A 26,373-nucleotide genomic window follows, 5' to 3' on the forward strand; every position below is an offset into this window, starting at 1 on the left:
CCGCGTCCGCGCCGTGGATCACTCGGCCGCGGCTGCGGCCGCCTGCTCGCGCAGGATGTCACGCAGGCGGGTGGTCCGGTCCCGGGCGGGGACCTCCGCCACGACGCGGGGCAGCGCCTGCTCGACGCCCTGCACCACGGACAGATGGCGCTCCCCGCGGCTGAACGCGGTGTAGACCCAGGCCCGGGTCAGGGCCTGGGCGGCGTCCCCCGGCAGGACCACGACCGCGGCCGGCCAGCGGCGGCCCGCCGCCTGGTGCGCAGTGACGGCCCAGCCGTGCCGCACCTCGGCGGGCACGGCGTCGGGCGCGACCACCACGGGCGTGCCCCCGCAGTCCAGCCGCAGCCCCTGCGCGTCGGCGGAGACGACGGTGCCCGGCACGGCCTTCCCGGCGGCCGGGGCATGCACGATGCGGTCACCCGGGTCGAAGCCGCCGAAGCGGCCGGGCCCGGGGTTGAGACGCTCCTTGAGGGCGGCGTTGAGCGCCCGGGTACCGGCGGCGCCGCCATGGCCCGGGGTGATCACCTGGGTGTCCTCCGGGGGCACACCGATGACCCGGGGCACGGAGTCCGCGACGAGCTGGACCGTACGGTGCACGGCCTCGCCGGCGTCCCGCACCGGGACGATCACGACCTCCTTCCCGGGGGCGTCGACCTCGGCCAGCTCGCCGAAGCCGATCCCGGAGACCAGCTCGCCCACCGGGCCGGGGTCGGGCGTGCGCGAGGCGACCTGCGGGCACACCTTCGCCGCCAGCAGATCTGCGAAGACCCGGCCGGGCCCGGGGGACCACAGCACCGCAGGGTCGCCGGAGAGCACCAGGCGCGCCCCGTCGGGCACGGACTCGACCAGGGTCGCGGCCGTCTCCACGTCGAGCTGGGGCGCGTCCAGCACCGCCAGCAGATCCAGTGCCAGGGCGCCGTCCTCGTCCCGCCCCGGGCCCTCGTGGCCCGAGAGCAGCCCGGCGAGGGTGGCGGTCGCCTCCCCGTCCACGGCACCGGCCAGCCGCCGCCTGCCGTCCTCGGTGGCCGCCACGGCCCAGGCCCGCAGTCCCAGGGAGCGGGCGGCCGCCACCAGCGCCGCCGGCTCCTCCCGGGCCGCCTCCGCGCCGGTGTGGGCGACCAGCCCGCTCCCTGCGGCCGCGCGGATCAGGGCCGCGGCGGAGGGGGACGGGGCCGCGCCGGCCGCGCCCTCCCAGTCCTGCGAGCCGTCCGCCTCGAAGGTGTTGACGAGCCTGCTCAGACCGTCCGCGAGGCTCTCCTCGGCCAGCGCGTAGCGGTCGAGGCCGAGGAGCAGCCGCACCGGGGCCTCCTCGTCATCGTCCTCGTCGCCGGCCGCCGCACGGGCGCCGGCGCTCTCGTCCGGCACATGGAAGACCAGCACCAGGCCGTCCGCGACGGCGGCCTTCAGGGTCTCCTCGGCGTCGGCGACCCCGTTCTGCCCGAGCGCCGCGCCGAGCGTGCCCCACTCGAGCGCGGTGTGGCCCCGCTCGGCCGCCCGCTCCAGCAGCCAGACGACCAGCGCGCGCACACGCCGCTCGTCGCCGGGGCCGCCCTCGCCGCCGAGCAGCGTCTTGGCGAAGCCGTCGGCCTGGTCCACCCGGATTCCGGCCAGCGCCAGGATCTGCCACGGATCCTCGCGCAGCGCCTCCCCGGCCCGCTCGCCCAGCGCCGTCACGGCGGCCTCGGCCAGGCTCTCCGGAGCCCCGCCCGCCGCGAGCACCGTCCGCGCGGCAGCCACGGCGTCCCCGCTGAGCTGCGCGGGCAGCGCCGGCCGCGCCACGGGGGCCGGCGCCGGGGCGGGGGAGGGGGCGGCCGCGGGCCGCGACACCGCGGGACGCGCGGGCCCGCCGCTCCTCGCGGGCGCCGCGGGCCGCTCCCCGCGCTCGATGGCCCGCACCGCCGCGGCCAGGTCCGTGAGTTCGGCGGGGAGCTGCGAACCGACGCCCTCGGTCGACGGCCGGGGCCGCCGGGGAGCCGCGGTCTCCTCGGAGGCGGTCTCCTCCGGCTCGGCGCGGTCCTCGCCGTCGCGGTCTTCGCGGTCCTCGGTCACGGTGGCCTCCGTTGTACGGCGGACTACGGTCGGGGCCCGATCACAGCGTGCTCCAGTCGTGGTCCGGATAGCGGTGCACCGGCGCAGAGACGTCGTCCAGCGCCTGGCAGATCTCATCCGGAAGACTAAGGGTCTCCACTGACAACGCCGCAGCGAGCTGCCGGGCGTTGCGCGCCCCGACGATCGGCGCGGTGACGCCGGGGCGGTCCCGCACCCAGGCGAGCGCCACCTGCAGCGGGCTGGCGGCCAGCCCGTCGGCCGCTATGGCCAGCGCGTCCACGATGAGGCGGGCCGTCTCGTCGAGGTAGGGGGTGACGAAGGGCGCCATGTCCTCGGAGCCGCCGCGGGAGTCCTGGGGGGTCCCGTGCCGGTACTTGCCGGTCAGCACCCCGCGGCCCAGCGGGGAGGAGGGCAGCAGCCCCACCCCCAGGTCCAGCGCGGCGGGCAGCACCTCGCGTTCGATGCCGCGCTGGAGCAGCGAGTACTCCATCTGCGTGCTGGCCAGCGGCGTGCGCGCCGGCACGGCCTGCTGCCAGGTGGCCGCCTTGGCCAGCTGCCAGCCGCAGAAGTTGGACACCCCGACGTAGCGGGCCCGGCCGGAGCTCACGGCGAGGTCGAGGGCCTGCAGCGTCTCGTCCAGCGGGGTGGCCGTGTCGTACGCGTGCACCTGCCACAGGTCGACGTAGTCCGTGCCGAGCCGCTGCAGGGAGGCGTCCAGGGCGGTCAGCAGATGGCCGCGCGAGGCGTCGAAGCGGCGGTAGGGGTCGGGGACGCTGCCGGCCTTGGTGGCGATCACCAGGTCCGAGCGCGGCACCAGGTCCTCCACCAGCCGGCCGAGGAGGTACTCGGCGCCGCCGTCCCCGTACACGTCGGCGGTGTCCACGAGCGTGCCCCCGGCCTCCCAGAAGGCCTTGAGCTGGTCGGCGGCGTCGAGTTCGCCGGTGTCGCGCCCCCAGGTCAGCGTGCCGAGCCCGAGCCTGGACACGCGCAGTCCCGTACGGCCGAGGTGCCTTTGCTCCATGAGGGGTGAGATTACTGTGCGTCCGGGACCTTTGGGCAGGAGTGACGTACCCGACAGGCGCCGGCGCGCGCCCGGAGCGATAAGGTCCGGGGAACAAGGACGTTACTCATCGGTAAGGGGATCGCCATGCGGCTCGGGATCAACCTCGGCTACTGGGGCGCCGGGATGGACGCCGACAACCTCGCCGTGGCGCAGGAGGCCGACCGCCTCGGCTACTCCGTGTGCTGGGCGGCCGAGGCCTACGGCTCGGACGCGCCCACCGTGCTGTCCTGGGTCGCCGCGCAGACCGAGCGCATCGACGTCGGTTCGGCCATCTTCCAGATCCCGGCCCGTACGCCCGCGATGACGGCGATGACCGCCGCCACCCTCGACTCCCTGTCCGGCGGCCGCTTCCGGCTGGGCCTGGGTGTCTCCGGCCCGCAGGTCTCCGAGGGCTGGTACGGCGTGAAGTTCGACAAGCCGCTGGCGCGCACGCGCGAGTACGTCGACATCGTCCGCAAGGCGATGTCGCGGGAGCGGCTGAGCCACGAGGGCGAGCACTGGACGCTGCCGCTGCCCGGCGGCCCCGGCAAGGCGCTGAAGCTGACGGTGCACCCGGTGCGCGAGCGCATCCCGCTGTACATCGCCGCGATCGGCCCGAAGAACCTGGAGCAGACCGGCGAGATCGCCGACGGCGCGCTGCTGATCTTCCCCTCCGCCGCCCACCTGGAGGACACCGCGCTCCGCCACATCCGGGCCGGCCGCGAGAAGGCGGGGAGGACGATGGACGGATTCGACGTCTGCCCGACCGTGCCGCTGGCCGTCGGCGAGGACGTGGACGCGCTCGCCGACCTCTTCCGGCCCTACACCGCCCTGTACGTGGGCGGGATGGGCAGCCGCAAGCAGAACTTCTACAACCGGCTCGCGCAGCGCATGGGGTACGAGAAGGAGGCCGCCGAGATCCAGGACAAGTACCTGGCCGGCGACAAGGACGGCGCCGCCGCCGCGATCCCTCGCGAACTCATCGACTCGACCACCCTGCTGGGCTCCGTGGAGCGGATCGCCGACCGGATGCAGGCCTACGCGGCGGCGGGTGTCACCACGCTCACCCTGGCCCCGGCCGGGTTCACCCTGGACGAGCGGGTCGCCGCGCTGCGCGCGGGCGTCGAGGCGCTGGAGCGCGCCGGACTCGCTCAGTGACCGGACCGCCGCCGCGGCGGCGGGCCTTCGGCGCCGGTCCCGGGTCAGCCCGGGACCAGGCGCCCCATCATCCGCCCGAAGGCGATCAGCCGCGCTATCTGGCCGGCCCCGCCGTCGTCGAGGGACTTGCTGAAGCGGAAGGACTCCGGGCGGAAGCGGGCGGAGGCGACCGTGCCGTCGGCGTCCCCGCGCACCGCGCTCAGTTCGTGCGGCATGGAGGTGGCCAGCACCACGTACACCCCGCGGTCGATCCGCCGGCCCTGCTCGTCGCGGCCCACCAGGGTGCGCATGCCGACGTGGGCGATCGCCTCCAGGGGCAGCACCTGCACGGAGGAGTCCACCACCCGCCCGCCCGGGGCGTCCTCGTCGGCGACCTCCTCGCTGTGCCACAGGACGAGACGCCGGCCGTCGCAGACCGCGGCCTCCTGCCACACCGAGGTGCCGGCCTCCGTCAGGTCGACGACGCGTTCGAGGGTGAAACCGCGGACCCGCCGCCGGCCCAGGACGCCGTCGATCGCCTCGAGGGCCACGTCGGCGTGGAGGAAGTAGGCGCGTGCCGCGTCGTCAAGGCGTGGGTAAGGGGCCCAGTCCGATCCCGCCGGGCCTCCGGGACGTGCCGTCGTCCGGCTGCGCGTCGCCTTGCTGAACATGTCTTGGTCGTAACCCCTCCGAGGGGCTATGAAATCACGGGCACTTCGGCCGGCGGCGGGGCCCCTCGGTTTCCGCGGCCGTGGTGGGGGCTCGGGGGTCTTCCCCGCCACGGCCGTCACCAAACTCAACGCCCGGGAGCCCCAGGGGTTACGTCTCCGCTCCCGTACGGCCCTCATCCGTTCGGCCGAGTTGACGCCCGGGCCTGTTGCCGCATGCTTTGCGGGCGACTTGACTCGTCTTTTGCGTATGCCCGATTCGCGCAGGAGGTAGGTCATGCTCTCCGCCCGGAGTCTGTTCCAGGAGATCCTCGACAACGACGACTCCTTCCGGTTGTTCTGCTCGATCGCCGCCAGCGGTGAGTCGCAGGGCGGCTGGGAGAACGGCAGGATCGCCGCGCTGGTCCCCGAGTCGCAGAGCGAACTGGCCCCCAAGATCGCCCGGCACGGCGCCGACGAGGACAAGCACGGCCGGATCTTCCACGCCCTGTTGCGCAAGCGCGGCCTCGAACCCGTCCCGGTCCCCCCGGACACCGACTACACCATGCGCCTCGAGCGCGGCGGCATCGGCCTCGCCCACGACAAGCTGCGCCGCGACGAGCCCCTGACGGTGCAGGACGTCGTCACCTACCTCGCCCACAGCCGGGTCACCGAACAGCGCGCCTCCGAGCAGATGGCCCTGCTCACGAAGCACTTCGCCGGCCACGCCGACATCGGCAGGGCGGTCCGCATGATCTCCGCCGACGAGGACAACCACCTCGCCTACTGCCACGAGGAACTGCTGAGGTTCGCCGAGGCCGGGCACGGGGCCGTCATCGAGCGCGTCCTGCGCGAGTGCGCCCGCGCCGAGATCCGCGTCTACCGCGACGTCAGCCTCGCCGTCATGGACCACATGGGCCGGATCCTCGGCTGGTCCGGGGCGAAGGCCGCGGTACTGCGGGCCGGCATCCACGGGGTCCACGCTTACGAACGCCTGGGCGGCTGGCGGCGGATGGTCAGTCTCGTCATGCCCCAGCGCCGCGACGCCCTCGGTGGTCCCGAACCCGCGGCGGAACCGGCGGTCTGAGCGGCCGCCCCGTCCCCGCCCGCCCGCGTCGGGGCAGGGCGGGCGTTCAGAGCCAGCCGTGCCGTTTGAACATCCGGTACAGCAGGATCTCCGACACGGCGATGACCGCCAGGACCGCGGGATACCCCCACACCTGGTGGAGTTCTGGCATGTAGCGGAAGTTCATGCCGTAGATGCCCGCGATCATGGTGGGCACCGCCGCCATGGCGGCCCACGACGAGATCTTGCGCATGTCGTCGTTCTGCCGTACCCCCACCTGGGTCAGATGGGAGCTCAGCACATCGCTGAGCAGCCGGTCGAGGCTGTCCACCTGCTCGTTGGCCCGGGTCAGGTGGTCGGCCACGTCGCGGAAGAAGGGCTGTGTGCTCGCCGCAACGTGCGGCACCGTGCCCGCCGACAGCCTGATCATCGGCTGCATCAGCGGCGCGGTCGCCCGCCGGAACTCCAGCAGTTGGCGCTTGAACCCGTAGATCCGGCTCGCCGTGCTCTCGGCGCCCCGGCGCGCGACGGACCTTCGGCCCTCCGGGGCGAAGACCTCCGTCTCCAGGTCCTCCAGGTCGGCCTGGAGATCGGCCGCGACCACCATGTAGTCGTCCACCACGGTGTCGCTGATGGCGTACATCACCGCGGTCGGCCCGTGCTTGAGGACCTCGTGCTCCGCCTCCAGGCGGTGGCGGATCTCACCCGGGGCGATGGCCTCGCCGTGGCGCACGGTGACGACGAAGCCCTCCCCGACGAAGATCATCAGCTCGCCCGCGGTGACCTTGTCGTGCTCGTCGTCGTACGAGACCGGCTTGAGCACCAGGAACAGCGAGCCCTCGTACACCTCCAGCTTGGGCCGCTGATGGGCGCAGAGCGCGTCCTCGACGGCAAGCGGGTGCAGGCCGAACTCGCGGCTGACGAGGTCGAACTCCTTCTCCGTCGGCTCGTACAGGCCGATCCACACGAAACCCCCCTCCGTCGACCGCGCCGCGTCGAGCGCGTCGGAGAGGTCGTCGGGAGCGGCAGTGCGCTCCCCGTCGCGGTAAATGGCGCAGTCGACGATCACACCTGTCTTCTTCCGCGTTACGTCGGCGCCACACCGGACAACCGGTGGTCGTATGGTTGCGGTCATGCCCACCGTGATCCTGGTCCGGCACGGCCGGTCCACCGCCAACGCGGAGAAAGTGCTGGCCGGACGGCTCCCCGGAGTCGCCCTCGACGAGACCGGACGTGACCAGGCCGCGGCGCTCGCGGCCCGGTTGGCGGGGCTGCCGCCGGCGGCCGTCGTCACCAGTCCCCTGCAGAGGTGCCGGGAGACCGTGCAGCCGCTGCTGGACGCCCTGCCCGACGTGCCGCTCCACGTCGAGGAGCGGATCTCGGAGTGCGCCTACGGCGACTGGAGCGGCCGCAAGATCGCCGAGCTGGCCGACGAGCCGCTGTGGGGCGTCGTCCAGCGCTACCCCTCGGCCGCCGTCTTCCCCGGCGAGGGGGGCGAGTCGGTGCGCGCCATGCAGGCCCGCGCCGTCGACGCGGTGCGCGAGTGGAACGCCCGCATCGAGGAGAGCCACGGGCCCGACGCCCTCTACGTGGTCTGCTCCCACGGCGACATCATCAAGTCCATCGTCGCCGACGCCCTCGGCATGCACCTCGATCTCTTCCAGCGCATCGCCGTCGACCCCTGCTCGGTCACCGCGATCCGCTACACCGCTGAGCGGCCCTTCCTGCTCCGGCTCGGCGACACCGGCAGCCTGGAAGGCCTGCGTCCGAGGGAGCGGCCCACCGCGGCCCCGGGCGACGCGGAGGTCGGGGGCGGTGCGGGCGCACCGTGATCAGCTTCCGCAGTAGGGTGGACCGAACCCCGAAGACACCGAACTAACGGAGCAGGACGTGCCTCGTCAGGTGTTCCTCTACGACAAGCCCGAACGCTTCGTCGCCGGCACCGTGGGCCAACCGGGCCAACGCACCTTCTTCCTGCAGGCGAGCGCCGCCGGCCGGACGACCAGTGTCGCGCTGGAGAAGACCCAGGTCGAGGCACTTGCCGAGCGCATCGACGAGCTGCTGGACGAGGTCGTGCGCCGCACGGGCGGCGCCGCCCCCGTGCCCGCCGTGGCCCCCACGGAGCTGCTCGACAACAAGCCGCTCGAGGTCCCCGTCGACGAGGAGTTCCGGGTCGGCACCATGGCCCTGGCCTGGGACGGCGCCGAGGAACGGATGATCCTGGAGGCCCAGGCGCTGGTCGAGATCGAGGCGGAGGACGAGGAGGACCTCGAAGCGGCCGAGGAGATGCTCCTGCAGGACGACGAGAACGGGCCCCCGCTGCTGCGGGTGCGCCTGACCGGCGCCCAGGCCCGCTCCTTCGCCAAGCGCGCCCTCGACGTCGTCGCGGCCGGCCGCCCGCCCTGCCCGCTGTGCAGCCTGCCCCTGGATCCGGAAGGACACGTATGCCCGCGTCAGAACGGGTACCGGCGGTCGGCGACGGCCTGAACGGGGACATAGCCGCCGAGCTGCTCGCGCACGGTGAACTGACCGTGCGCGGGCGGCTGCGGGACGCCTCCAACGCGGTCCTCTACTGCGCGGTCGAGCATGACGGCGCGCGCGCCCACTGCGTGTACAAGCCGGTGGCCGGTGAGCGGCCGCTGTGGGACTTCCCCGACGGGACGCTCGCCCAGCGCGAGGTCGCCGCCTACCTGGTCTCCGAGGCCACCGGCTGGGGCCTGGTGCCGCCGACCGTGCTGCGCGACGGGCCGTACGGCGAGGGCATGGTGCAGTTGTGGATCGAGACCCCGGAGGAGGGCGGCGAAGGCCTCCTCGCCCTCGTCGAGGGGGAGGAACCCGGTGAGGGCTGGAAGGCCGTCGGCTTCGCCGAGGTCGGCGAGGGCCGCACCGCGCTGCTGGTGCACGCCGACGACGCCCGGCTGCGCCGGCTCGCCGTCCTGGACGCCGTGATCAACAACGCCGACCGCAAGGGCGGCCACCTGCTGCCGGCCGCCGACGGGCAGCTGTACGCGATCGACCACGGCGTGACCTTCAACACGGAGAACAAGCTGCGCACCCTCCTGTGGGGCTGGGCCGGCGAACCGCTCACCGACGAGATCGCCGAGGTCCTCGGCAAGCTCTCCGCGGAGCTCGCCGACGGCGGCCTCGGGGCCCGGCTGGCGGAACTCATCACGCCCGCCGAGCTGGACGCGCTCCGGAACCGCGTCGCCGGGCTGCTCGCCTCCGGACGTCACCCGGAGCCCTCGGGGGAGTGGCCCGCCATCCCCTGGCCCCCCATCTGAGGGTCCGGGTCCGCCGTCGCGAGCGCCCACCGGTCGTTTGTGGATCACGCGGGCGGTTAATCTCATGACATGCATGCCTGGCCCGCTTCCGACGTCCCTGCCCTCCCGGGCACCGGGCGCGACCTCCGCCTCCACGACACCGCGACCGGTGGCCCGGTAACCCTGAGCCCCGGTCCGGTCGCCCGCATCTACGTGTGCGGGATCACCCCCTACGACGCCACCCACATGGGTCACGCGGCCACCTACAACGCGTTCGACCTCGTGCAGCGGGTGTGGCTCGACACGAAGCGCCAGGTCCAGTACGTCCAGAACGTCACCGACGTCGACGACCCGCTGCTGGAGCGCGCCGACAAGACCGGCGAGGACTGGACGGCCCTCGCCGAGCGCGAGACGACCCTCTTCCGCGAGGACATGACCGCCCTGCGGATGCTGCCGCCCGCCCACTACATCGGCGCGGTCGAGGCCATCCCGGGGATCGTCCCGCTGGTCGAGCGGCTGCGCCAGGCCGGCGCCGCGTACGAACTGGACGGCGACATCTACTTCCACGTCGGCTCCGACCCGCACTTCGGCGGCGTGTCCCACCTGGACGCGGCCGCGATGCGCGCGCTGTCGGCCGAGCGGGGCGGCGACCCGGACCGCCCGGGCAAGAAGAACCCCGTCGACCCGATCCTGTGGCTCGCCGCCCGCGAGGGGGAGCCCAGCTGGGACGGCGGAAGCCTGGGCCGGGGCCGCCCCGGCTGGCACATCGAGTGCGTCGCCATCGCCCTGGACCACCTCGGCATGGGCTTCGACGTGCAGGGCGGCGGCTCCGACCTCGCCTTCCCGCACCACGAGATGGGCGCCTCGCACGCCCAGGTGCTCACCGGCGAGTTCCCCATGGCGAAGGCCTATGTGCACGCCGGCATGGTCGCGCTGCACGGCGAGAAGATGTCCAAGTCCAAGGGCAACCTCGTCTTCGTCTCCCAGCTGCGCCGCGACGGGGTGGACGCGGCGGCCATACGGCTCAGCCTGCTCGCCCACCACTACCGCGAGGACTGGGAGTGGACCGACGCGGTGCTCTCCGACGCGGTGGAGCGCCTGGCCCGCTGGCGCGCCGCCGTCTCGCGGCCCGACGGCCCGCCGGCCGACGCGCTGGTGGAGGAGATCCGCGAGGCGCTCGCCGACGACCTGGACGCCCCCGCCGCGCTTGCCGCCGTGGACCGGTGGGCCGCCCGGCAGGAGACCGAGGGCGGCACGGACACCGGCGCCCCCGGCCTGGTCTCCCGCGCCGTGGACGCGCTGCTCGGCGTCGCGCTCTGACACTCGCGCGGAAACGGCCCGGCCGCCGCCCCCTGTGCGGGGCGGCGGCCGGGCCGCTTCCATGACTGCCCGGGTTTCCCCGGGGCGGCGCCGCGCGGGTCACTCCCCGTCGGCGCCGTCCTCCTTCTCGTCCCGGTCGTCCTTGGGCTTCTGCGACATGTCCCGCAGGTAGGGGCCCGCGTCGGACTCGCCCGCCTGCGGGTCGCGGCGCCGCAGATAGCGCTCGAACTCGCGGGCGATGGCCTCGCCCGAGGCCTCCGGAAGCTCCGCCGTGTCGCGGGCCTCCTCCAGCGTCTGGACGTACTCGGCGACCTCGCTGTCCTCGGCCGCCAGCTGGTCCACGCCGACCTGCCAGGCGCGCGCGTCCTCCGGCAGCTCGCCGAGCGGGATGCGCAGGTCCAGCAGGTCCTCCAGACGGTTGAGCAGCGCCAGGGTCGCCTTCGGGTTCGGCGGCTGCGACACGTAGTGCGGCACGGCCGCCCACAGGCTGACCGCCGGGATGCCGGCGTGGGTGCAGGCCTCCTGGAGGATGCCGACGATGCCGGTGGGGCCCTCGTAGCGGGACTCCTCCAGGCTGAGCGCGGTCGCCAGGTCCGGGTCGGAGGTGACGGCCGTGACCGGCACCGGACGGGTGTGCGGGGTGTCGCCCAGGAGGGCGCCCATCACGACCACCATCTCGATGCCGAGCTCATGGGCGAAGCCCAGGATCTCGTTGCAGAAAGAGCGCCAGCGCATGCTGGGCTCGATGCCCCGTACGAGGACGAGGTCACGTGGCTTGGGGGTCTCGATGCGGATGACGGACAGCCGCGTGGTGGGCCAGGTGATCCGCCGTGCTCCGCCGTCCATCCACACCGTGGGGCGGTTGACCTGGAAGTCGTAGTAGTCCTCGGCGTCCAGCGCGGCGAACACCTCGCCCTTGAACTCCCGGTCCAGATGCCCGACCGCGGCGGAGGCGGCGTCCCCGGCGTCGTTCCAGCCCTCGAACGCGGCCACCATGACCGGGTCGATCAGCTCGGGAACCCCCTCGAGCTCGATCACCCAGCGCCTCCTTCCGGCCGGAAGGGGGATGGTGCCACCCCCGCCGGCTGCCGTTCCTTCGCGTGCTGCACCAGCCTACGGCTTCGCGGGACAGGTGCCGCCGCCTTCGTAGGGGGATGATCCCCAGAGTCATCGGAGGTACGCGTCCGGTCAGCCACCGCTCCACGCGGAGCGGTACGCGGCCCAGTCGGCCGGGGTCGCGGCGAAGTCGACGTACAGCGCGAGACCGAAGCGCTCACGGGAGGGCGCCTCACGGGCGAGGCCGAGCCGGGCGCCGCGCACGGCGGCCGTGACGGTCTCGGCCCAGGCATGGCGGCCCAGGTTGTTCGTGTGGTACCCGGGCAGGCCGACGAGCAGGTCGGTCCCCTGCGGCGTCACCTCCAGGGCGAGCGCGGTCTGCTGGGCCACGTAGCCGCCGTACAGGCCCTCCAGCGGCAGGGCGGTGTCGTAGGTCATCATCGCGACCTGGTCCACGCGCCGGGCCACCTCCCCGAAGTAGTGCTGGGACCACCACTTGGGGTGATTGAACAGCGGGCCGCTGACCGAGTGCAGGGAGGGGAGCGGGTCGATCTGGTGGGTCGCGACCGACAGCGGCACGCCGCGGGCGGCGGTGAGCCGGTGCACCGAGTCCAGCAGCGCGAGGAACCCGCGGTCGTCGGAGTACATCGGCTCCAGGTCCAGGTGCACCCCGTCGAACCCGGCCGCCAGGACCTGGGCGGCGCTGTCCCGTATCCGGGCTCGGGCCGCCGGGTCGTCCAGGTGCAGGCCCTCGGAACCGTCGTGCGACAGGACCTGGCCGAGCCACGCCTGGACGCGGACCCCCGGCAGCACCGTGTGCATCCGGTCGATCATGTCCCGCGCGCCCGGGTACAGCCCTGCGTCGAGGCTGCCGTCGAACTCCAGGGGCCCGGTGTGCACGTACAGGTCCCGGGTGCCGCTGCCGCGCAACTTCCGGGCCAGCGCATCGAGGTCGGCCCCGTCCCGCTCCCCGTCGATCCAGGCGTGGCCCAGCCACACCGCGTTCCGGTCGCGGTTGCCGCCGGCACCGGAAGCGTCGCCGGTGTACTCCAGGCGCAGGGCGACCCCGGCGGCGAGCACCGGGAGGAGGACGGCGAGCACGACCAGCAGCGCGCCGCGGCGCAGCGTACGGGCCGAGGGGCGGCGCAAGCGCAGCCTGAAGCGTGGATTCATCCGATCCCTCTTCTCGATCACTCTTACGAAGGACCGGACGCACCCCGGCACGGCGCGGTTCGCCCGCCGGCGGGATCCGCCGGGGACCCGCCGGGTCTCAGAGCGTGGAGCGCAGCCACTGCTCCACGCTGGCGACGTGCACGGTCGCCCAGGACCGCGCGGCCTCCGCGTCCCGGTCGCGCAGGGCCGCCAGGATGGCCCGGTGCTCGTGCAGGGTGCGGCTGACCGCGTCCTCCTGCGTCAGCCCGCGCCAGATCCGGGCCCGTGTGGTCGGCCCGGACAGCCCGTCCAGCAGCGAGCACAGCACCGAGTTGCCCGAGGCCTGCACGATGCCCCGGTGGAACTCCAGGTCGCACGCGACCAGTTCCTCGACCGACGGCGCCGTCCCCAGCGCCTCCAACTGGTCGGTCAGGGCCTCCAGCTGGGAATCGGCGATGCGCGTGGCCGCCATCGCCGTGGCCGCGGGCTCCAGGATGCGGCGCACCGCGAGGAACTCCAGGACGGTGTCGTCGCGGTGGAAGTCCACCACGAAGCTCAGCGCCTCCAGCAGCAACTGCGGGTCCAGGCTGGTGACATAGGTGCCGTCGCCCTGGCGTACGTCCAGGATCCTGATCAGGGACAGCGCGCGGACCGCCTCGCGCAGGGAATTGCGCGACAGCCCGAGATCCGCGGCGAGTTCGCTCTCCTTGGGGAGCCGGTCGCCGGGGCGCAGCGCGCCGGAGACGATCATCTCCTTGATCTTCTCGATCGCCTCGTCGGTGACCGCCATGAGCCCCTCGCCTCCCCGGACATCCGATGTATCGGGCCATTATGCCCGCACCACCCGAGGCCGGTGGCCTTCCGCGGGAAAGGGATCCCGCCGAGGGGCCGCCGAGCACGCGAAGGCCGTGTCCGCTGCTGCGAACACGGCCTGTGACCTGCGACATCACCGTCGGGACGACAGGATTTGAACCTGCGACCCCTTGACCCCCAGTCAAGTGCGCTACCAAGCTGCGCCACGTCCCGGTGAGCTCTCCCGGAGCGCTGCCCCGGAAGATCACGTAAAGAGGAGAATACCCGAACCTCGCTGATCAGCCGAATCGCTCGATCCGGATCCGGTCCAGCGGCTGCCCGCCGGCCGCCAGCAGGCGCGAGGCGTGCTCGGCGAAACCGTTGCCGCCGCACACGTACGCCTCCCAGCCGCCCGGCGGCGGATCGGCCAGCAGCGGGGCCAGGTGGGCGGCGGTGAGGCGGCCCTCGGCGCGGGTGAGCAGCACCTGCGTCTCCGGGCCGTACTCGGCGCCGTAGATCAGGTCCTCGCGGGTGCGGGCCGAGACGATCAGCCGCAGCGGCACGTCAAGACCGCGCAGCCGGTGGTGGCGCACCATCGACATCAGCGGGACGACACCCGATCCGGCGCCCAGCAGCAGCGCCGGGTGGTCCCCGGTCCAGGCGAAGAAGCCGCTGTGCGGGCCGCGGACCTCGACGGCGTCACCCGGCCGGGCCACGGTGTGCAGGTGCCCGGAGACCTCGCCGCCGGCCACGTGGTCGAGCGTCAGCTCGATGTGGCCGGAGGCGTCGGGGGCGGAGGCGACCGAGTAGTTGCGCTGCGCCGTGTAGCCGTCGGGGGCCGTGAGGCGCAGCGTCAGGTACTGGCCGGGCAGATGGCCCGCCCAGCCGGGCACCGCGAGCCGGAAGGTGGCGGCGCGCGGGGTCTCCCGGCGGATCTGAGTGATCACCGCACGTCGCCAGACCGACGACGCGGCCTCGGGCACGGCGATCCGGCCGGGGACCGCGAACCGGGCGGGCGGGACGAACGCCGGGGCGGGCGCGGGGGCGACGAGGTCAGTCATGGGCGTAGCGCTGCTCCTGCCAGGGATTGCCCCGGTGGTGGTAGCCGTTCTGCTCCCAGAAGCCGGACTCGTCGTGGTCGAGCAGGCGCAGCCCCGCGATCCACTTCGTGCTCTTCCAGAAGTACAGGTGCGGGACGACCAGCCGTGCCGGGCCGCCGTGCTCGGGGGCGAGCGGCGCGCCGTCGTACTCCCAGACGATCCAGGCGCGGCCGCCGGTGACGTCCGCGAGCGGCAGGTTGGCGGCGTAGCCGGTGTGGGACCAGGCGACGACATGGGTGGCGGCGGGGGAGGGGCGCGCCGCCTCGAGGAAGGCGTCGACCGACACCCCGCCGAAGCGCACGCCGAACTTGGACCAGCCGGTCACGCAGTGGATGTCGCCCCGGTACTCGGAGCCGGGCAGCGCGTGCGCCGCGTCCCAGTCCCAGGTGCGCGGGCCGTCCACCAGGCCGTCCACCCGGAACGTCCAGTCCCCGGTGGCGATCGTGGGCGTGACCTCGGCGGACAGGACCGGCCAGGTGTCGCGGGCGTCGTACTGGCCGGGAGGCAGCCGCGGATCGCGGCCGGCGGCACGGCTGCGCCCGGTGAAGCCGCGCGTGGGTTCGACGGCGGAGGTCATGCGGGGTGCTCCCGCTCCAGCGCCTCCAGCTCGCGCAGGGCGGCCGGTTCGTCGAGGGTCAGCAGCACCCGGTCGCGCATCAGGACCCGGCCGTCGACGACGGTGTCCCGTACGTCCGCGGCCGCGGCCGCGTACGCCAGCATCGACCAGGGGTCGTGGCGCGGCGCGAGGTGCGGCCCGCCGAGGTCGAGGACGGCCAGGTCGGCGCGCTTGCCCGGCTCCAAGGACCCGAGGTGGTCGGCGAGGCCCAGCGCGCGGGCGGCCTCGATCGTCGCCATCCGTACCGCCTGCTGCGCGCCGACGGCGGTCGGGTCGCCGCCTGCCTTGTGCACCAGCGCCGCGGCCCGCACCGCGCCCAGCACGTCGAGGGTGTTGGAGCTCACCACGCCGTCCGTGCCGAGGCCGACGGTGACCCCGGCGGCCAGCAGTTCGGGGACGCGCGCGATGCCGCAGCCCAGCTTCAGGTTGGATACCGGGCAGTGCGCGACGGACGTGCCGGACCTGGCCAGGGCGGCTATCTCGCCGTCGGTCAGGTCCACGGCGTGCGCCAGCAGCACGTCGGGCCCGAGGACACCGAGCGAGTCCAGCAGCTCGACCGGCCGCTTGCCGTGCGCCTCGACCACCATCGCGACCTCGGCGGCGTTCTCCGCGGCGTGGATGTGCAGCAGCGCGCCGTGCTCGCGGGCGAGCGAGGCGATCGCGACGAGCTGCTCGGGGCCGAGGGTGTAGGCGCTGTGCGCGAAGACCACCGGCCGGGTGCCCGGCACGGGGGCGGTGCGCGCGGCCAGGTCGGCCGCGGCCCAGGCCATGCGGTCGCCGTACGGGCGGCCGTCCGGCGGCCCGGGCACGTCCATGAAGGTCGGTCCGGCCAGCAGCCGCCAGCCCGCCGCCCGCGCGGCCTCCTCGGCGGCCTCGTGGAACCAGTACATGTCCAGGCCCGTGGTGACGCCGGCCCGTACGCTCTCCGCCACGGCGACCCGCACGCCCGCGGCCACCGCCCGCGGCGAGAGCAGCTCGGCCTCGCGGGGGATCACCCGGGCCAGGAACTCCTGCAGGTCGACGTCGTCGGCGCAGCCCCGCAGCAGGGTCATCGCCAGATGGGTGTGGGTGTTGACCAGCCCAGGGAGCACCAGGCACCCCGTCGCGTCGATCTCCTCGGCGGCGCGGTGGGCCGCGCGCACCTCCTCCGCCGGGCCGACGGCGACGATCTCGCCGTCCCGTACGGCGACCGCGCCGTCGGTGACGACGGTGCCCGCCGCGTCGACGGTCAGCACATCGCCGCCGTGCACCAGCAGATCGGCGTCCTGAGCGCTCACTTCTCGTCGCTTCCGTACTCGGTGGCCAGCAGATGCAAGGCGTCCAACGTTACCCGGCTGCCGCGGGCGACCCCCTCGGCGACCACCGCCCGGTGCGGGTCGTAGCCGCCGGTGGCCTCCAGGTCGACCAGGTCGTCGGCGTTGGCGCCGTCGACGACCAGCGCCCCGCCGGCCACCAGTCCGCGCGTCGAGGCCAGTACCAGCAGCGCCGACAGCTCCATCTCGATCGCGGCGATGCCGGCCGCCGCGTACGCCGCGCCGGGCAGCGGCAGGAATCCCGGCTGGAAGGCCGCACGTGTCCACACCACGCCCCGGTGGTGCGGCGCCCCCGTCGCCCGCGCCGCCCGCTGCAGCGCCAGCACCGCCTCCGGCGCGGCGAACGCCGGGTACTCCGGCGGCAGCAGCTGCTGCGTCACGCCGTCGTCCCGCACCGCGGCCTCGGCGATCACCAGGTCGCCGTCGCCTATGCCGGTGCGGATGGCGCCGGCCGTGCCGAGGCGCAGGATCGTGCCGACGCCGGCCTCCGCCAGCTCCTGGAACAGGCACATGGCGCCCGGCCCGCCGACCCCGTGCGAGGACACCACGACAGGAGTGCCCTTCCAGGTACCCGTGAAGGTGCGGTACTCGCGATGGTGCGACACCTCACGCGGGTCCGTGAGCAGGGCGGCGACCTCCGCCGAGCGCGCCGGATCGCCCACGACGACCGCGTGCGCGGGCAGGCCGCGTCGCGGGATGCGGGAGATGGGCAGCTGATCCGTGGTCATCGGGCCTCCGGGCCGGGCGGGACGATGCTGTGCGGATCACCCTATGGCCCCGGCTCAGGCCGTCCGGCGGCGGAGCAGCGCGAAGGCGGCCCAGCAGGCGAGGGCGGCGAGGGCCAGCACGATGCCGGTCTCGACGAGCTGCAGCGGCCAGTAGTGCGAGGCGGGGTGGACCAACACCTCGGCATCGCCGAACCCCACACCGTCCGCGGGCTTGGCCACTCGGTCCATTGACCAGTCCGAGGCACCGACGTGGGCGAGCCCGGTCCTGACCCGCGGCCACAGCGCGGAGCGGTAGAGCCCCGCCGTGACGAGCACGAGGGAGGTGCCGAAGAAGGCCAGGCCCAGTCCGCTGAGTGTGCGCCGCCTCAGCATCCCGGCCAGGGCGCCCAGCACCAGGGCGAGCAGCACGTGCGCGACCAGGGCCGGGCCGGTGGAGAGGAAGATGTCGTTCTCGTACCAGCTGGGGCGGTCCTCGGGGTGGCCCGTGCTCCACACCCACCGGAAGAGCAGCGTCAGGCCGGTCGTGCCGCTGGTCAGCAGCAGGGCCGGTACGGCGAGCTTGGCGGCGAGCCAGCGCGTGGGGGTGACCGACTGGACCCACGCGAGGGCGGCGGTCCCCCGCTCCAGTTCCCGGCCGACGAGGGCCCCACCGGCGAACAGCGCGACCGCGAGGGGAAGGAGCGCCATCACGCGGCCCTGCAGCTGGAGGGGTATGTAGGCGTCGAAGGGTTCCGGGTCGATGCAGCGCGGAGTGCAGGCGGGGTCGTACCGTTCGTCCCCGGCGGTCAGCCACAGGGCGCGAAGGAGCCAGCCGGTCCCGGCCGCCAAGAACCCGATCCACAGCCACAGCGCTGTGCGGTGCAGCCGTACCACCGACCAGGGCAGACCGCGCAGGAGCGGCGGGCGGGGGGCGGGGGCGACGGCGGTCATACGGCGATCTCCTGGCGGCGTGCGGGCGTGGCGTCGGCGGTGAGCAGGGCGGGCGCCCCGGGGTTGCGCAGATGGGCGAGGACCAGTTCCTCCAGGGTGGGCTCCTCCACCAGCCAGTCACCGTCCTCCAGCGCTCCGCCGGCGCGGACCAGCGCGGTGCGCCCGCGCCCGTTGGGGCGCTCCTCGACGACGGTGTGCGGCCGGAAGTCCGCGCCGGTGCCGGTGAGCAGGCGGTGTGCGGCGAGCAGGTCGTCGGTGTCGCCCGCCAGCCGGACGCGGCCCTCGCCGAGCAGCAGCAGGTGGTCGCAGACGCCGTCCAGTTCGGCGACGACGTGCGAGGAGATCACGACGGTGGTGCCGTGCTCCGCCGCCGCGGCCATGAGGGCACCGGTCAGCTCATGGCGGGAGAGCGGGTCGAGATCGGCCGTCGGCTCGTCCAGGAGCAGTACTTCGGCCCGCTTGCCCAGCGCCAGGGCGAGCGCCACGCGGGTGCGCTGCCCGCCGGAGAGGGCGCGGACGCGCGCGCCGGGAGTCAGGCCGCTGCCGTACGCGACGCGTTCGGCGGCCTCCCGGTCCCAGGTGCCGCGGTTGAGCTCGGCGCCGAGCCGCAGCGTCGCCGCCACGGTGAGCTGCGGATGGAGCGGCTTGTCCTGGGCGACGTAGGCGAGCCGTGCGCGGGCGGCGCCGGGGCTCGTGCCGCACACGCGAAGCTCCCCCTCGGTGGGGCGCAGCAGCCCGGCGGCGAGCGCGAGCAGTGTCGACTTGCCCGCCCCGTTGGGGCCGACGAGCGCGCAGATCCGGCCGGCGGGCAGCCGGAAGGTGCAGTCGCGCAGTACGTGGTCCCGGCCCCACGCGTAGCGCATGCCGAGCCCGGCCGCCTCGACGGCGGCCGCTTCCTGATTCATCTCTCCCCCTCGGAGAACTCACGGTCCAATACGGACTGGAACAACGCCGCCGCGTCCTCGCGGTCGAGGCCCGCGGTGCGCGCACGGCGCATCCAGTCGGCCAGTTCGCCCGCGAGCGGCGAGTCGGCCGGGCCGGCGCCCAGCGACTTCTGGACGAAGGTGCCCAGGCCGCGGCGCGCCTCCACCAGGCCCTCGCGCTCCAGCTCGCGGTACGCCTTGAGCACGGTGTTGGGGTTGACGGCGGTCGCCTCGACGACCTCGCGGGCCGTCGGCAGCCGGTCGCCGGGCTCCAGGAGCCCCAGCCGCAGGGCCTGTTTGGTCTGCTGGACGATCTGGAGGTACGTGGCGACCCCGCTGCGGCGGTCGATGCGGAACTCGACCATGCGCGAAACACCCTTTCACTAAGCAAGTGGTGAAAGGGTGGGGCCTGGGCTGACGTCCTGTCAAGCCGCGGACGGCGGAGGGCACCCACGACACTTCGGCGTGCGCCGAAACGTCCGGGGCGCATCCTGGGGACATGGTGCGAGACGACCACGCCGGAAGTGCCCTCGCCGCCCTCGCGGCGCTGCTCGCGGACGAGACGCGGGCCGTGATGTGCCTGGCGCTGCTCGACGGCCGGGCCTGGACCGCGGGGGAGCTGGCCCAATACGCGGGAGTGGCGCCCTCGACCGCCAGCGAGCACCTCGGGCGGCTCGTCACCGGCGGGCTGCTCGCCGAGGAGCGCCAGGGCCGGCACCGCTACGTACGCCTCGCCGACGCCCGTACCGCGCAACTCGTCGAGGACCTCGCCGCGCACGCCGGGCCACCGGCCACCGCGCCCCGCACCCTCGCCCAGGCGGGCGCCCGGAGCGCCATGGCCCGCGCCCGGACCTGCTACGACCACCTCGCCGGACGCCTGGGCATCCTCGTCACCGACGCCCTGACCCGGCGCGGACTGCTCGACCAGAGCACCGGCTTCGCCCTCACCGACGAGGGCGTGCGGTGGTTCACCGGACTCGGAGTCGACCTGGCCGCCGCACGCACCGGCCGCCGTCCGCTCGCCCGGCCCTGCCTGGACTGGACGGAGCGCCGCCCGCACCTCGCGGGCGTCGCAGGGGCCGCGCTGTGCGGACACGCCCTCGCCTCGGGCTGGTGCGTACGCATCGGCAGCGGCCGGGCGCTGCGGCTCACCGCGCGGGGCCGCACGGCCCTCCACACCCATCTGGGCATCGCGCCCGACGCCTTGGAGGCACCCGCCGCATGAACCGCTTCGAGGCCTTCCGCGCCCTCCACCGGCCCGGCCGCCCGCTCTTCCTGCCCAATGCCTGGGACCGCGCCTCCGCCGCCGCCCTCGCCGCCCGCGGCTTTCCCGCGATCGGCACCACCAGCCTGGGCGTGGCCGCCGCCGCGGGCCTGCCGGACGCGGCCGGCGCCACCCGGGAGACGACCCTGTGGCTCGCCCGCGACCTCGTCCGGCTGCCCGTGCTGGTCAGCGTCGACATCGAGGGCGGCTTCGGCCCCACGCCCGAGGACGTCGCCGAACTCGCCGCCGACCTCGAACGGCTGGGCGTCGCCGGCGTCAACATCGAGGACGGCCTTCCCGGGGGAGCGGGCCTGAACGACCCCGCGCTGCAGTGCGAGCTGATCACGGCGATCAAGCGCACCGCTCCCGGGCTCTTCGTCAACGCCCGCACCGACACCCACTGGCTCGGCACACCCGAGGACCCGCGGGACGAGACCCGCCGCCGCGCCGCCGCCTACCTCGCGGCCGGCGCCGACGGGATCTTCGTGCCCGGCCTGGCCCACGAGGGCCCCATCGCCGCGCTCGCCGACGGACTCGGTGCCCCGCTCAACGTCCTGCTCCCGCAGGGCGGCCCGGGGCTCTCCCGCCTCGCCGCCCTCGGGGTGAGCCGCGTCAGCACCGGCTCACTGCTCTTCCGCGCCGCGCTCCACGCCGCCGTGGACACCGCCGGCCGCGCCCTGGAGGGCGCGCCGCTCCCGGTGGGCCTGCCCTCGTACGCCGACGCCCAGGACCTGGCGGCCGCCTACGTCCCGCCGGAGACGCGGCGGCGCGGGCGTCCGGGGTGAGCGGGGAGGTCTTCCGCTCACCCCGGGGCGCCCGGGCCCACGGGTCGGGGGGTGTCAGTCGCGCCGGCCGGCCAGCAGCGACTCGACGCGCTCCCGGACGTCCGCGGTGTCCAGGCCGCGCACCGTCAGGGTGGTGCGGCGACGCAGCACGTCGTCCGCCGTCTGCGCCCACTCGTGGTCGCGGGCGTACACGACCTGGGCCCAGATCTCCGGGCCGTCCGGGTGTATCCGCTCGCCGAGCGCGGGGTCCTCGTTGGCGAGCCGGGCGATGTCGAAGGACAGCGCGCCGTAGTGGGTGGCCAGGTGACGGGCCGTGAGCGGGTCGAGGCGCTGACCCGGCTCCCGGTCCACCAGCAGCCGGTGGGCGACCGCGTTGGGGTTGGCGACGCCCGGCAGCGGGACCCGCCGGGGCAGGCGGTCCAGCGGCTCCATGTCCTCGTTCAGCGGGCCGCCGGGCAGCTTGGCGAGCTTGGCCATGACCGTGCGCCCGATGTGCCGGTACGTGGTCCACTTGCCGCCCGCGACCGACAGCATGCCGCCGCTGCCCTCGGTCACGACCGTCTCGCGCCTGGCCTTCTCCACGCCCCCCGGGCCGCCGGGCAGCACCCGCAGGCCGGCGAAGGCGTAGGTGATCAGGTCGCGGGACAGGTGCTCGTCCCGCACCGAGTGGGCGGCCTCGTCCAGGATCTGGCTGATGTCGGCCTCGGTGGCCCGCACGTCGGCCGGGTCGCCGGTGTACTCCTCGTCGGTGGTGCCCAGCAGGAGCTGGTCCTCCCAGGGCAGGGCGAAGGTGATGCGGTACTTGTCGATCGGGGTCGCCATGGCGGCCCGCCACGGGGCCTTGCGCTTCAGGACGATGTGGGCGCCCTTGGACAGCCGGATGCTGGGAGCGGCGCCCTTGTCCTCCATCCGCCGCAGGTGGTCGACCCACGGGCCGGTCGCGTTGAGCACCAGCCGCGCGTCGACGCCGAACTCGGTGCCGTCCAGGCGGTCCTTCAGTTCGGCGCCGGTGACCCGGCCGTGCGTGAAGCGAAGACCGGTGACCTCGGCGTGGTTGAGGACGACGGCACCCGCCTCGACGGCGGCGCGCACCGTCATGACCGCCATCCGCGAGTCGTTCATCTGGTGGTCGTAGTAGACGGCGACGGCCTTGAGGTTCTCCGTGCGCAGGGCGGGGTTGGCGGCCGCGGCCCTGGCCGGGGAGATGACCCGGCCCACCCCGTCGCCGAAGGCGGACAGCGCCGAGTAGGCGAAGACGCCCGCCCCGAGCTTGGCGGCCCCGACCGGGCCGCCCCGGTAGACCGGCAGATGGAAGGTGAGCGGGTTGACCAGGTGCGGAGCCACGTCCCTGGCCAGGACCCGCCGTTCCATGTGGTTCTCCGCCACCAGCTTGACCGCGCCGGTCTGCAGGTAGCGCAGGCCGCCGTGCACGAGCTTGGAGGAGGCGGAGCTGGTGGCGCCGGCGAAGTCGCCGGCGTCCACCATCGCGACCCGCAGCCCCGACTGCGCGGCGTGCCATGCCACGGAGGTGCCCAGGATGCCGCCGCCGACGACCAGCAGGTCGTAGGTGGCGCGGCTCAGCAGTTCCCGGGTCTCGGCGCGGCCCGGGTTGCGGCCGGCGGTCGGATGCGTCCCGAGAGCCGGGACGCGCTGCAGGGTGGTCATGATCGGTTCACTTCTCCTCTTCGATCCAGCCCATGGTGCGCTCGACGGCCTTGAGCCAGTTCTTGTACTCGCGGTCGCGGGTGCCCTCGTCCATACGGGGGGTCCATTCGGCGGCCCGGCGCCAGTTGGCGCGCAGTTCGTCGGTGTCGGACCAGAAGCCGACGGCCAGGCCGGCGGCGTAGGCCGCGCCCAGGCACGTGGTCTCGGCGACCAGCGGGCGCACGACGGGTGCGTCCAGGAAGTCGGCGAGGGTCTGCATCAGCAGGTTGTTCGCCGTCATGCCGCCGTCGACCTTGAGCGCGGTGAGCTCCACGCCCGAGTCCTTGGTCATCGCGTCGACGATCTCGCGGGTCTGCCAGGCGGTCGCCTCCAGCACCGCGCGGGCGATGTGCGCCTTGGTGACGTAGCGGGTGAGGCCGGTCATCACACCGCGGGCGTCGGAACGCCAGTACGGGGCGAACAGACCGGAGAAGGCCGGCACGAAGTAGGCGCCGCCGTTGTCCTCGACCGACAGTGCCAGGGTCTCGATCTCGGCCGCGGTCTTGATCAGGCCCATCTGGTCGCGCATCCACTGCACCAGCGAACCGGTGACCGCGATCGAGCCCTCCAGGGCGTACACCGGCTTCTGGTCGCCGATGCGGTAGCCGACGGTGGTGATCAGGCCGTTGTAGCTGTTGATCGGCTTCTCGCCGGTGTTCATCAGCAGGAAGGTGCCGGTGCCGTAGGTGGACTTGGCCTCGCCCTCGGAGAAGCAGGTCTGGCCGAACAGGGCCGCCTGCTGGTCGCCGAGCGCGGAGGCCACCGGCACGCCGGCCAGGGCTCCGGAGGCGGCGGAGCCGTACACCTCGGCGGAGGAGCGGATCTCCGGCAGCACCGCGGCGGGGACGCCGATCGACTCCAGGATCTTCTGGTCCCAGTCGAGGGTGTGCAGGTTCATCAGCAGCGTGCGGGAGGCGTTGGTCACGTCGGTGACGTGGTGCCCGCCGTCGACACCGCCGGTGAGGTTCCAGATCACCCAGCTGTCCATGGTGCCGAAGAGGATCTCGCCGGCCTCGGCGCGCTCGCGCAGGCCCTCGACGTTGTCGAGCAGCCAGCGGATCTTCGGACCGGCGAAGTAGGAGGCCAGCGGCAGGCCGGTCTCGCGGCGGAAGCGGTCCTGCCCGACGTTGCGGCCGAGCTCCTTGCACAGGGCGTCCGTACGGGTGTCCTGCCAGACCAGGGCGTTGTGCACCGGCTCGCCGGTGTTCTTGTCCCACAGGACGGTGGTCTCGCGCTGGTTGGTGATGCCGATCGCCTTGACGTCGGCGGAGGTGATACCGGCCTTGCTGACCGCCTCCTCGACGACCTCCTGCACGTTGGTCCAGATCTCGGCCGCGTCGTGCTCGACCCACCCCGGCTTGGGGAAGATCTGCTCGTGCTCCTTCTGGCCGACGGAAACGATCCGGCCGTCCTTGTCGAAGATGATGCAGCGCGAGGACGTGGTGCCCTGGTCGATGGCCGCGATGAACGGGCCTGTGGTGTGGGCGTCGGTCACGGTGTGCTCCTCAGGTCCTTGGGATGTCGGGGGCTGCTTCTCAGAATGCGATCTTGTAGAGGCCGGCGGCGAGGGCCGAACCCACGATCGGGCCGACGACGGGTATCCAGGCGTAGCGCCAGTCGGAGCCGCCCTTGTTGGGCAGCGGCAGCAGGGCGTGCACGATGCGCGGACCGAGGTCGCGTGCGGGGTTGATGGCGTATCCGGTCGGCCCGCCCAGCGAGAGGCCGATGCCGACGACGACCAGTGCGACCATCAGGGTGCCGGTACCGGAGACCGCGAGGCCCTTGGTGAGGCCGAGGGTCAGGATGAAGAGCACCAGGACGAAGGTGCCGATGATCTCCGTGGCGAGGTTCTGCGCGACGTTGCGGATCTCGGGGCCGGTGGAGAATATGCCCAGCACCGGGCCGGGGCCCGTGGTCTGCTTCTCGGCCGCCGCGGTGGCCTGCGCCCCCGGACCGCCGGTGATCTCGGCGTCGGTCAGATGGGCCTGGAACTGGCCGTAGTAGGTGATCCACACCAGGGTCGCGCCGATCATCGCGCCGAGCATCTGGCCGGCCAGGTAGACCGGGACCTTGCTCCACTCGCCGCTGTCGATCGCGAGACCGATCGTGACCGCGGGGTTCAGATGGGCGCCGGAGAGGGAACCCGAGATGTAGGCGCCGGCCAGGACCGCGAAGCCCCAACCGAAGGTGATGGCCACCCAGCCGGCGTTACGGGCCTTGGAACTCTTGAGGGTGACAGCCGCGCAGACGCCGCCGCCGAGGAGGATCAGAACAGCGGTACCGATGGTCTCGCCGATGAAGATGTGGTCGCTGGACACTCGCGACTCCTTTGTCCTTCGTCCAGGGGAAGGCGGACCCCGGTCCCGTTCCGGAGTCCGTGGGCCTGTCACCAGGCCCTCGGCGGTCCCACGGTTACGTACACCTTACCGACTCCGTCGGCTGGTGTTCGACAATGTCGACCGTCGAACGAGAGTGTTCTCCTGCGTGACCGGACCCGTCAAGGGTTCGTCAGGTTGCGGAAAGGTCTCCGAGTCGGCGCGTCCGGCCGGCCGTCAGAAGCGGCCGGCACCCAGGTCGCGGGAGACCGCCCTGGCGCAGTCCCGTACCGCAGCGACCAGTTGGGGCCTGATCTCGCCGTCCGCGCAGACCCGTTCGACCGCGCCGGTGACGGCCACCGCCCCCACGGTCATGCGGTGCCGGTCGTGGATGGGGGCGGCGATGGACGCCACACCGTCCCAGGTCTCCTCCAGGTCGGCGCTCCAGCCACGGGCGCGGGTGAGATCGAGCACACCCTCGAACGCCGCGTCGTCGGTGACGGTGCGCGCGGTCAGCGGCTCCCGCTTCAGCTCGGCCGCCTCGCTGTGCGCGACCGGGTCGTAGGCCGACAGCACCTTGCCGAGCGCGCTGCTGTGCAGCGGGTGCATCGCCCCGACCTCCAGCACCTGCCGGCTGTCGTCGGGACGGAAGACGTGGTGGACGATGAGCACCCCCTGCTGGTGCAGCACGCCCAGGTAGACGGCCTCGCCGCTGGAGCGCGCCAGGTCGTCGGTCCACACCAGGGCGCGGGCCCGCAGCTCGTGCACGTCCAGGTAGCTGTTGCCCAGCCGCAGCAGCTCCGCCCCCAGCTGGTAGCGGCCGGAGAGCGGGTCCTGCTCGACGAAGCCCTCCTGCTGCAGCGTGCGCAGGATGCCGTGCGCGGTGCCCTTCGCCAGACCCAGGGAGGAGGCCACGTCCGACAGGCCGAGCCTGCGCTCTCCGCCGGCCAGCAGGCGCAGGATCGCGGCCGCCCTGGCGAGCGACTGGATGGGACCTGGCATGAACAACCCCTCCGTAAGAACGACCACGCGCCGGTTTGCATGATTCGACAATGCTGAACGATGGCAGACGATGCCGACCGTCATCATCCCAGAGAAGAGTGTCGCACCGCCGTCCGCCCCTCGGAATGCCCTGCGGCGGAATCCGGGGTCTTGGCTACGCTGGCCTGGTGTG

26 protein-coding genes and 1 tRNA gene are annotated in these 26,373 nt (G+C 73.6%); 8 read left to right on the forward strand and 19 right to left on the reverse strand.

Going from position 1 to position 26,373, the window contains the following annotated elements; genetic code table 11:
- Positions 1-18: 18 nt before the first annotated feature.
- On the reverse strand, positions 19-2,049 hold the full coding sequence (locus B085_RS0113140) for a helix-hairpin-helix domain-containing protein (RefSeq protein ID WP_018559026.1): 2,031 nt from the start codon (positions 2,047-2,049) through the stop codon (positions 19-21).
- A 40-nt stretch (positions 2,050-2,089) separates the two neighbouring features.
- The gene (locus B085_RS0113145; protein ID WP_026250996.1) at positions 2,090-3,070 is read right to left on the reverse strand and encodes an aldo/keto reductase; all 981 of its coding nucleotides are present in this window, start codon (positions 3,068-3,070) and stop codon (positions 2,090-2,092) included.
- Between the two features lie 126 nt (positions 3,071-3,196).
- On the opposite strand from B085_RS0113145, the gene B085_RS0113150 reads away from it, so the two are divergent.
- Entirely contained in the window at positions 3,197-4,249 is a 1,053-nt protein-coding gene (locus B085_RS0113150) for an LLM class F420-dependent oxidoreductase (protein WP_018559028.1), read from the forward strand.
- A gap of 44 nt (positions 4,250-4,293) precedes the next feature.
- On the opposite strand, the gene B085_RS0113155 is transcribed toward B085_RS0113150, so the two are convergent.
- The gene (locus B085_RS0113155) at positions 4,294-4,899 is read right to left on the reverse strand and encodes a hypothetical protein (protein WP_018559029.1); all 606 of its coding nucleotides are present in this window, start codon (positions 4,897-4,899) and stop codon (positions 4,294-4,296) included.
- 274 nt (positions 4,900-5,173) lie between these two features.
- On the opposite strand from B085_RS0113155, the gene B085_RS0113160 reads away from it, so the two are divergent.
- Complete coding sequence (locus B085_RS0113160; RefSeq protein ID WP_018559030.1) at positions 5,174-5,962, forward strand: ferritin-like domain-containing protein; 789 nt, start codon at positions 5,174-5,176, stop codon at positions 5,960-5,962.
- Positions 5,963-6,008: 46 nt separating this feature from the next.
- Here B085_RS0113160 and corA read toward each other — a convergent pair whose 3' ends face one another.
- Positions 6,009-7,010 carry a magnesium/cobalt transporter CorA gene (corA, locus tag B085_RS0113165; protein WP_018559031.1) on the reverse strand — a complete coding sequence of 334 codons (1,002 nt, stop codon included), beginning with the start codon at positions 7,008-7,010 and terminating at the stop codon, positions 6,009-6,011.
- Positions 7,011-7,074: 64 nt separating this feature from the next.
- Here corA and B085_RS0113170 point away from each other — a divergent pair, with 64 nt between their 5' ends.
- The 4 genes from B085_RS0113170 to mshC all read left to right on the forward strand — a co-directional run bounded on the left by B085_RS0113170 (position 7,075) and on the right by mshC (position 10,521).
- On the forward strand, positions 7,075-7,773 hold the full coding sequence (locus tag B085_RS0113170; protein WP_018559032.1) for a histidine phosphatase family protein: 699 nt from the start codon (positions 7,075-7,077) through the stop codon (positions 7,771-7,773).
- A 58-nt stretch (positions 7,774-7,831) separates the two neighbouring features.
- Positions 7,832-8,428, forward strand: coding sequence for a DUF3090 domain-containing protein (locus B085_RS0113175; protein WP_078619872.1), 597 nt, complete (start codon positions 7,832-7,834; stop codon positions 8,426-8,428).
- Entirely contained in the window at positions 8,386-9,222 is an 837-nt protein-coding gene (locus B085_RS0113180) for an SCO1664 family protein (RefSeq protein ID WP_018559034.1), read from the forward strand. Before B085_RS0113175 ends, B085_RS0113180 begins: the two co-directional genes overlap by 43 nt.
- A gap of 69 nt (positions 9,223-9,291) precedes the next feature.
- Positions 9,292-10,521 (forward strand): cysteine--1-D-myo-inosityl 2-amino-2-deoxy-alpha-D-glucopyranoside ligase, encoded by a 1,230-nt coding sequence (gene mshC, locus B085_RS0113185; protein WP_018559035.1) that lies wholly within the window; start codon positions 9,292-9,294, stop codon positions 10,519-10,521.
- A gap of 99 nt (positions 10,522-10,620) precedes the next feature.
- On the opposite strand, the gene B085_RS0113190 is transcribed toward mshC, so the two are convergent.
- The 11 genes from B085_RS0113190 to B085_RS0113240 form a co-directional block, all read right to left on the reverse strand.
- A complete protein-coding gene (locus B085_RS0113190; RefSeq protein WP_018559036.1) occupies positions 10,621-11,559 on the reverse strand; it encodes a PAC2 family protein in 939 nt (312 codons plus the stop codon).
- Between the two features lie 150 nt (positions 11,560-11,709).
- On the reverse strand, positions 11,710-12,750 hold the full coding sequence (locus B085_RS0113195) for a hypothetical protein (protein WP_018559037.1): 1,041 nt from the start codon (positions 12,748-12,750) through the stop codon (positions 11,710-11,712).
- 97 nt (positions 12,751-12,847) lie between these two features.
- Entirely contained in the window at positions 12,848-13,519 is a 672-nt protein-coding gene (locus tag B085_RS0113200) for a FadR/GntR family transcriptional regulator (protein WP_018559038.1), read from the reverse strand.
- A gap of 162 nt (positions 13,520-13,681) precedes the next feature.
- Positions 13,682-13,755: transfer RNA gene (locus tag B085_RS0113205), tRNA-Pro, on the reverse strand.
- Positions 13,756-13,820: 65 nt separating this feature from the next.
- Entirely contained in the window at positions 13,821-14,582 is a 762-nt protein-coding gene (locus tag B085_RS0113210; RefSeq protein WP_018559039.1) for a ferredoxin reductase, read from the reverse strand.
- Positions 14,575-15,198: a sulfite oxidase-like oxidoreductase gene (locus B085_RS0113215; protein WP_018559040.1), complete on the reverse strand. Its 624-nt coding sequence runs from the start codon at positions 15,196-15,198 to the stop codon at positions 14,575-14,577. The genes B085_RS0113210 and B085_RS0113215 overlap by 8 nt, the downstream gene beginning before the upstream one ends.
- A complete protein-coding gene (locus tag B085_RS0113220) occupies positions 15,195-16,514 on the reverse strand; it encodes an amidohydrolase (protein WP_018559041.1) in 1,320 nt (439 codons plus the stop codon). The genes B085_RS0113215 and B085_RS0113220 overlap by 4 nt, the downstream gene beginning before the upstream one ends.
- A complete protein-coding gene (locus tag B085_RS0113225) occupies positions 16,511-17,278 on the reverse strand; it encodes a nucleoside phosphorylase (RefSeq protein ID WP_018559042.1) in 768 nt (255 codons plus the stop codon). The genes B085_RS0113220 and B085_RS0113225 overlap by 4 nt, the downstream gene beginning before the upstream one ends.
- Positions 17,279-17,332: 54 nt before the next feature.
- Positions 17,333-18,208 carry a hypothetical protein gene (locus tag B085_RS0113230; protein ID WP_018559043.1) on the reverse strand — a complete coding sequence of 292 codons (876 nt, stop codon included), beginning with the start codon at positions 18,206-18,208 and terminating at the stop codon, positions 17,333-17,335.
- Positions 18,205-19,113: an ABC transporter ATP-binding protein gene (locus tag B085_RS0113235; protein WP_018559044.1), complete on the reverse strand. Its 909-nt coding sequence runs from the start codon at positions 19,111-19,113 to the stop codon at positions 18,205-18,207. The genes B085_RS0113230 and B085_RS0113235 overlap by 4 nt, the downstream gene beginning before the upstream one ends.
- Positions 19,110-19,496 (reverse strand): GntR family transcriptional regulator, encoded by a 387-nt coding sequence (locus B085_RS0113240; protein WP_018559045.1) that lies wholly within the window; start codon positions 19,494-19,496, stop codon positions 19,110-19,112. Before B085_RS0113240 ends, B085_RS0113235 begins: the two co-directional genes overlap by 4 nt.
- Before the next feature lie 134 nt (positions 19,497-19,630).
- Between B085_RS0113240 and B085_RS0113245 the strand changes: the two genes are divergently transcribed.
- Both B085_RS0113245 and B085_RS0113250 read left to right on the forward strand, forming a co-directional pair.
- Positions 19,631-20,356, forward strand: a complete 726-nt coding sequence (locus tag B085_RS0113245; protein WP_018559046.1) for an ArsR/SmtB family transcription factor — start codon at positions 19,631-19,633, stop codon at positions 20,354-20,356.
- Entirely contained in the window at positions 20,353-21,180 is an 828-nt protein-coding gene (locus B085_RS0113250; RefSeq protein ID WP_018559047.1) for an isocitrate lyase/PEP mutase family protein, read from the forward strand. Before B085_RS0113245 ends, B085_RS0113250 begins: the two co-directional genes overlap by 4 nt.
- 54 nt (positions 21,181-21,234) lie before the next feature.
- Here the strand turns inward: B085_RS0113250 and B085_RS0113255 are convergent, their stop codons facing one another.
- The 4 genes from B085_RS0113255 to B085_RS0113270 all read right to left on the reverse strand — a co-directional run bounded on the left by B085_RS0113255 (position 21,235) and on the right by B085_RS0113270 (position 26,201).
- A complete protein-coding gene (locus tag B085_RS0113255; RefSeq protein ID WP_018559048.1) occupies positions 21,235-22,845 on the reverse strand; it encodes a glycerol-3-phosphate dehydrogenase/oxidase in 1,611 nt (536 codons plus the stop codon).
- Between the two features lie 7 nt (positions 22,846-22,852).
- Entirely contained in the window at positions 22,853-24,379 is a 1,527-nt protein-coding gene (gene glpK, locus B085_RS0113260; protein ID WP_018559049.1) for a glycerol kinase GlpK, read from the reverse strand.
- A 40-nt stretch (positions 24,380-24,419) separates the two neighbouring features.
- Positions 24,420-25,202, reverse strand: a complete 783-nt coding sequence (locus tag B085_RS0113265) for an MIP/aquaporin family protein (protein ID WP_018559050.1) — start codon at positions 25,200-25,202, stop codon at positions 24,420-24,422.
- A gap of 234 nt (positions 25,203-25,436) precedes the next feature.
- Positions 25,437-26,201 (reverse strand): IclR family transcriptional regulator, encoded by a 765-nt coding sequence (locus B085_RS0113270; RefSeq protein ID WP_018559051.1) that lies wholly within the window; start codon positions 26,199-26,201, stop codon positions 25,437-25,439.
- Positions 26,202-26,373: the final 172 nt, after the last annotated feature.

It is taken from the genome of Streptomyces sp. BoleA5 (assembly GCF_000373665.1).
Lineage (GTDB): Bacteria > Actinomycetota > Actinomycetes > Streptomycetales > Streptomycetaceae > Actinacidiphila.

Excerpts from the sequence above, each read along its gene's own strand:
- B085_RS0113145 (WP_026250996.1), bottom strand. The coding sequence starts at position 3,070 with ATGGAGCAAAGGCACCTCGGCCGTACGGGACTGCGCGTGTCCAGGCTC.
- B085_RS0113150 (WP_018559028.1), top strand. The coding sequence starts at position 3,197 with ATGCGGCTCGGGATCAACCTCGGCTACTGGGGCGCCGGGATGGACGCC.
- B085_RS0113155 (WP_018559029.1), bottom strand. The coding sequence starts at position 4,899 with ATGTTCAGCAAGGCGACGCGCAGCCGGACGACGGCACGTCCCGGAGGC.
- B085_RS0113160 (WP_018559030.1), top strand. The coding sequence starts at position 5,174 with ATGCTCTCCGCCCGGAGTCTGTTCCAGGAGATCCTCGACAACGACGAC.
- B085_RS0113170 (WP_018559032.1), top strand. The coding sequence starts at position 7,075 with ATGCCCACCGTGATCCTGGTCCGGCACGGCCGGTCCACCGCCAACGCG.
- B085_RS0113180 (WP_018559034.1), top strand. The coding sequence starts at position 8,386 with ATGCCCGCGTCAGAACGGGTACCGGCGGTCGGCGACGGCCTGAACGGG.
- mshC (WP_018559035.1), top strand. The coding sequence starts at position 9,292 with ATGCATGCCTGGCCCGCTTCCGACGTCCCTGCCCTCCCGGGCACCGGG.
- B085_RS0113195 (WP_018559037.1), bottom strand. The coding sequence starts at position 12,750 with ATGAATCCACGCTTCAGGCTGCGCTTGCGCCGCCCCTCGGCCCGTACG.
- B085_RS0113200 (WP_018559038.1), bottom strand. The coding sequence starts at position 13,519 with ATGGCGGTCACCGACGAGGCGATCGAGAAGATCAAGGAGATGATCGTC.
- B085_RS0113210 (WP_018559039.1), bottom strand. The coding sequence starts at position 14,582 with ATGACTGACCTCGTCGCCCCCGCGCCCGCCCCGGCGTTCGTCCCGCCC.
- B085_RS0113215 (WP_018559040.1), bottom strand. The coding sequence starts at position 15,198 with ATGACCTCCGCCGTCGAACCCACGCGCGGCTTCACCGGGCGCAGCCGT.
- B085_RS0113225 (WP_018559042.1), bottom strand. The coding sequence starts at position 17,278 with ATGACCACGGATCAGCTGCCCATCTCCCGCATCCCGCGACGCGGCCTG.
- B085_RS0113230 (WP_018559043.1), bottom strand. The coding sequence starts at position 18,208 with ATGACCGCCGTCGCCCCCGCCCCCCGCCCGCCGCTCCTGCGCGGTCTG.
- B085_RS0113235 (WP_018559044.1), bottom strand. The coding sequence starts at position 19,113 with ATGAATCAGGAAGCGGCCGCCGTCGAGGCGGCCGGGCTCGGCATGCGC.
- B085_RS0113240 (WP_018559045.1), bottom strand. The coding sequence starts at position 19,496 with ATGGTCGAGTTCCGCATCGACCGCCGCAGCGGGGTCGCCACGTACCTC.
- B085_RS0113245 (WP_018559046.1), top strand. The coding sequence starts at position 19,631 with ATGGTGCGAGACGACCACGCCGGAAGTGCCCTCGCCGCCCTCGCGGCG.
- B085_RS0113250 (WP_018559047.1), top strand. The coding sequence starts at position 20,353 with ATGAACCGCTTCGAGGCCTTCCGCGCCCTCCACCGGCCCGGCCGCCCG.
- B085_RS0113255 (WP_018559048.1), bottom strand. The coding sequence starts at position 22,845 with ATGACCACCCTGCAGCGCGTCCCGGCTCTCGGGACGCATCCGACCGCC.
- B085_RS0113270 (WP_018559051.1), bottom strand. The coding sequence starts at position 26,201 with ATGCCAGGTCCCATCCAGTCGCTCGCCAGGGCGGCCGCGATCCTGCGC.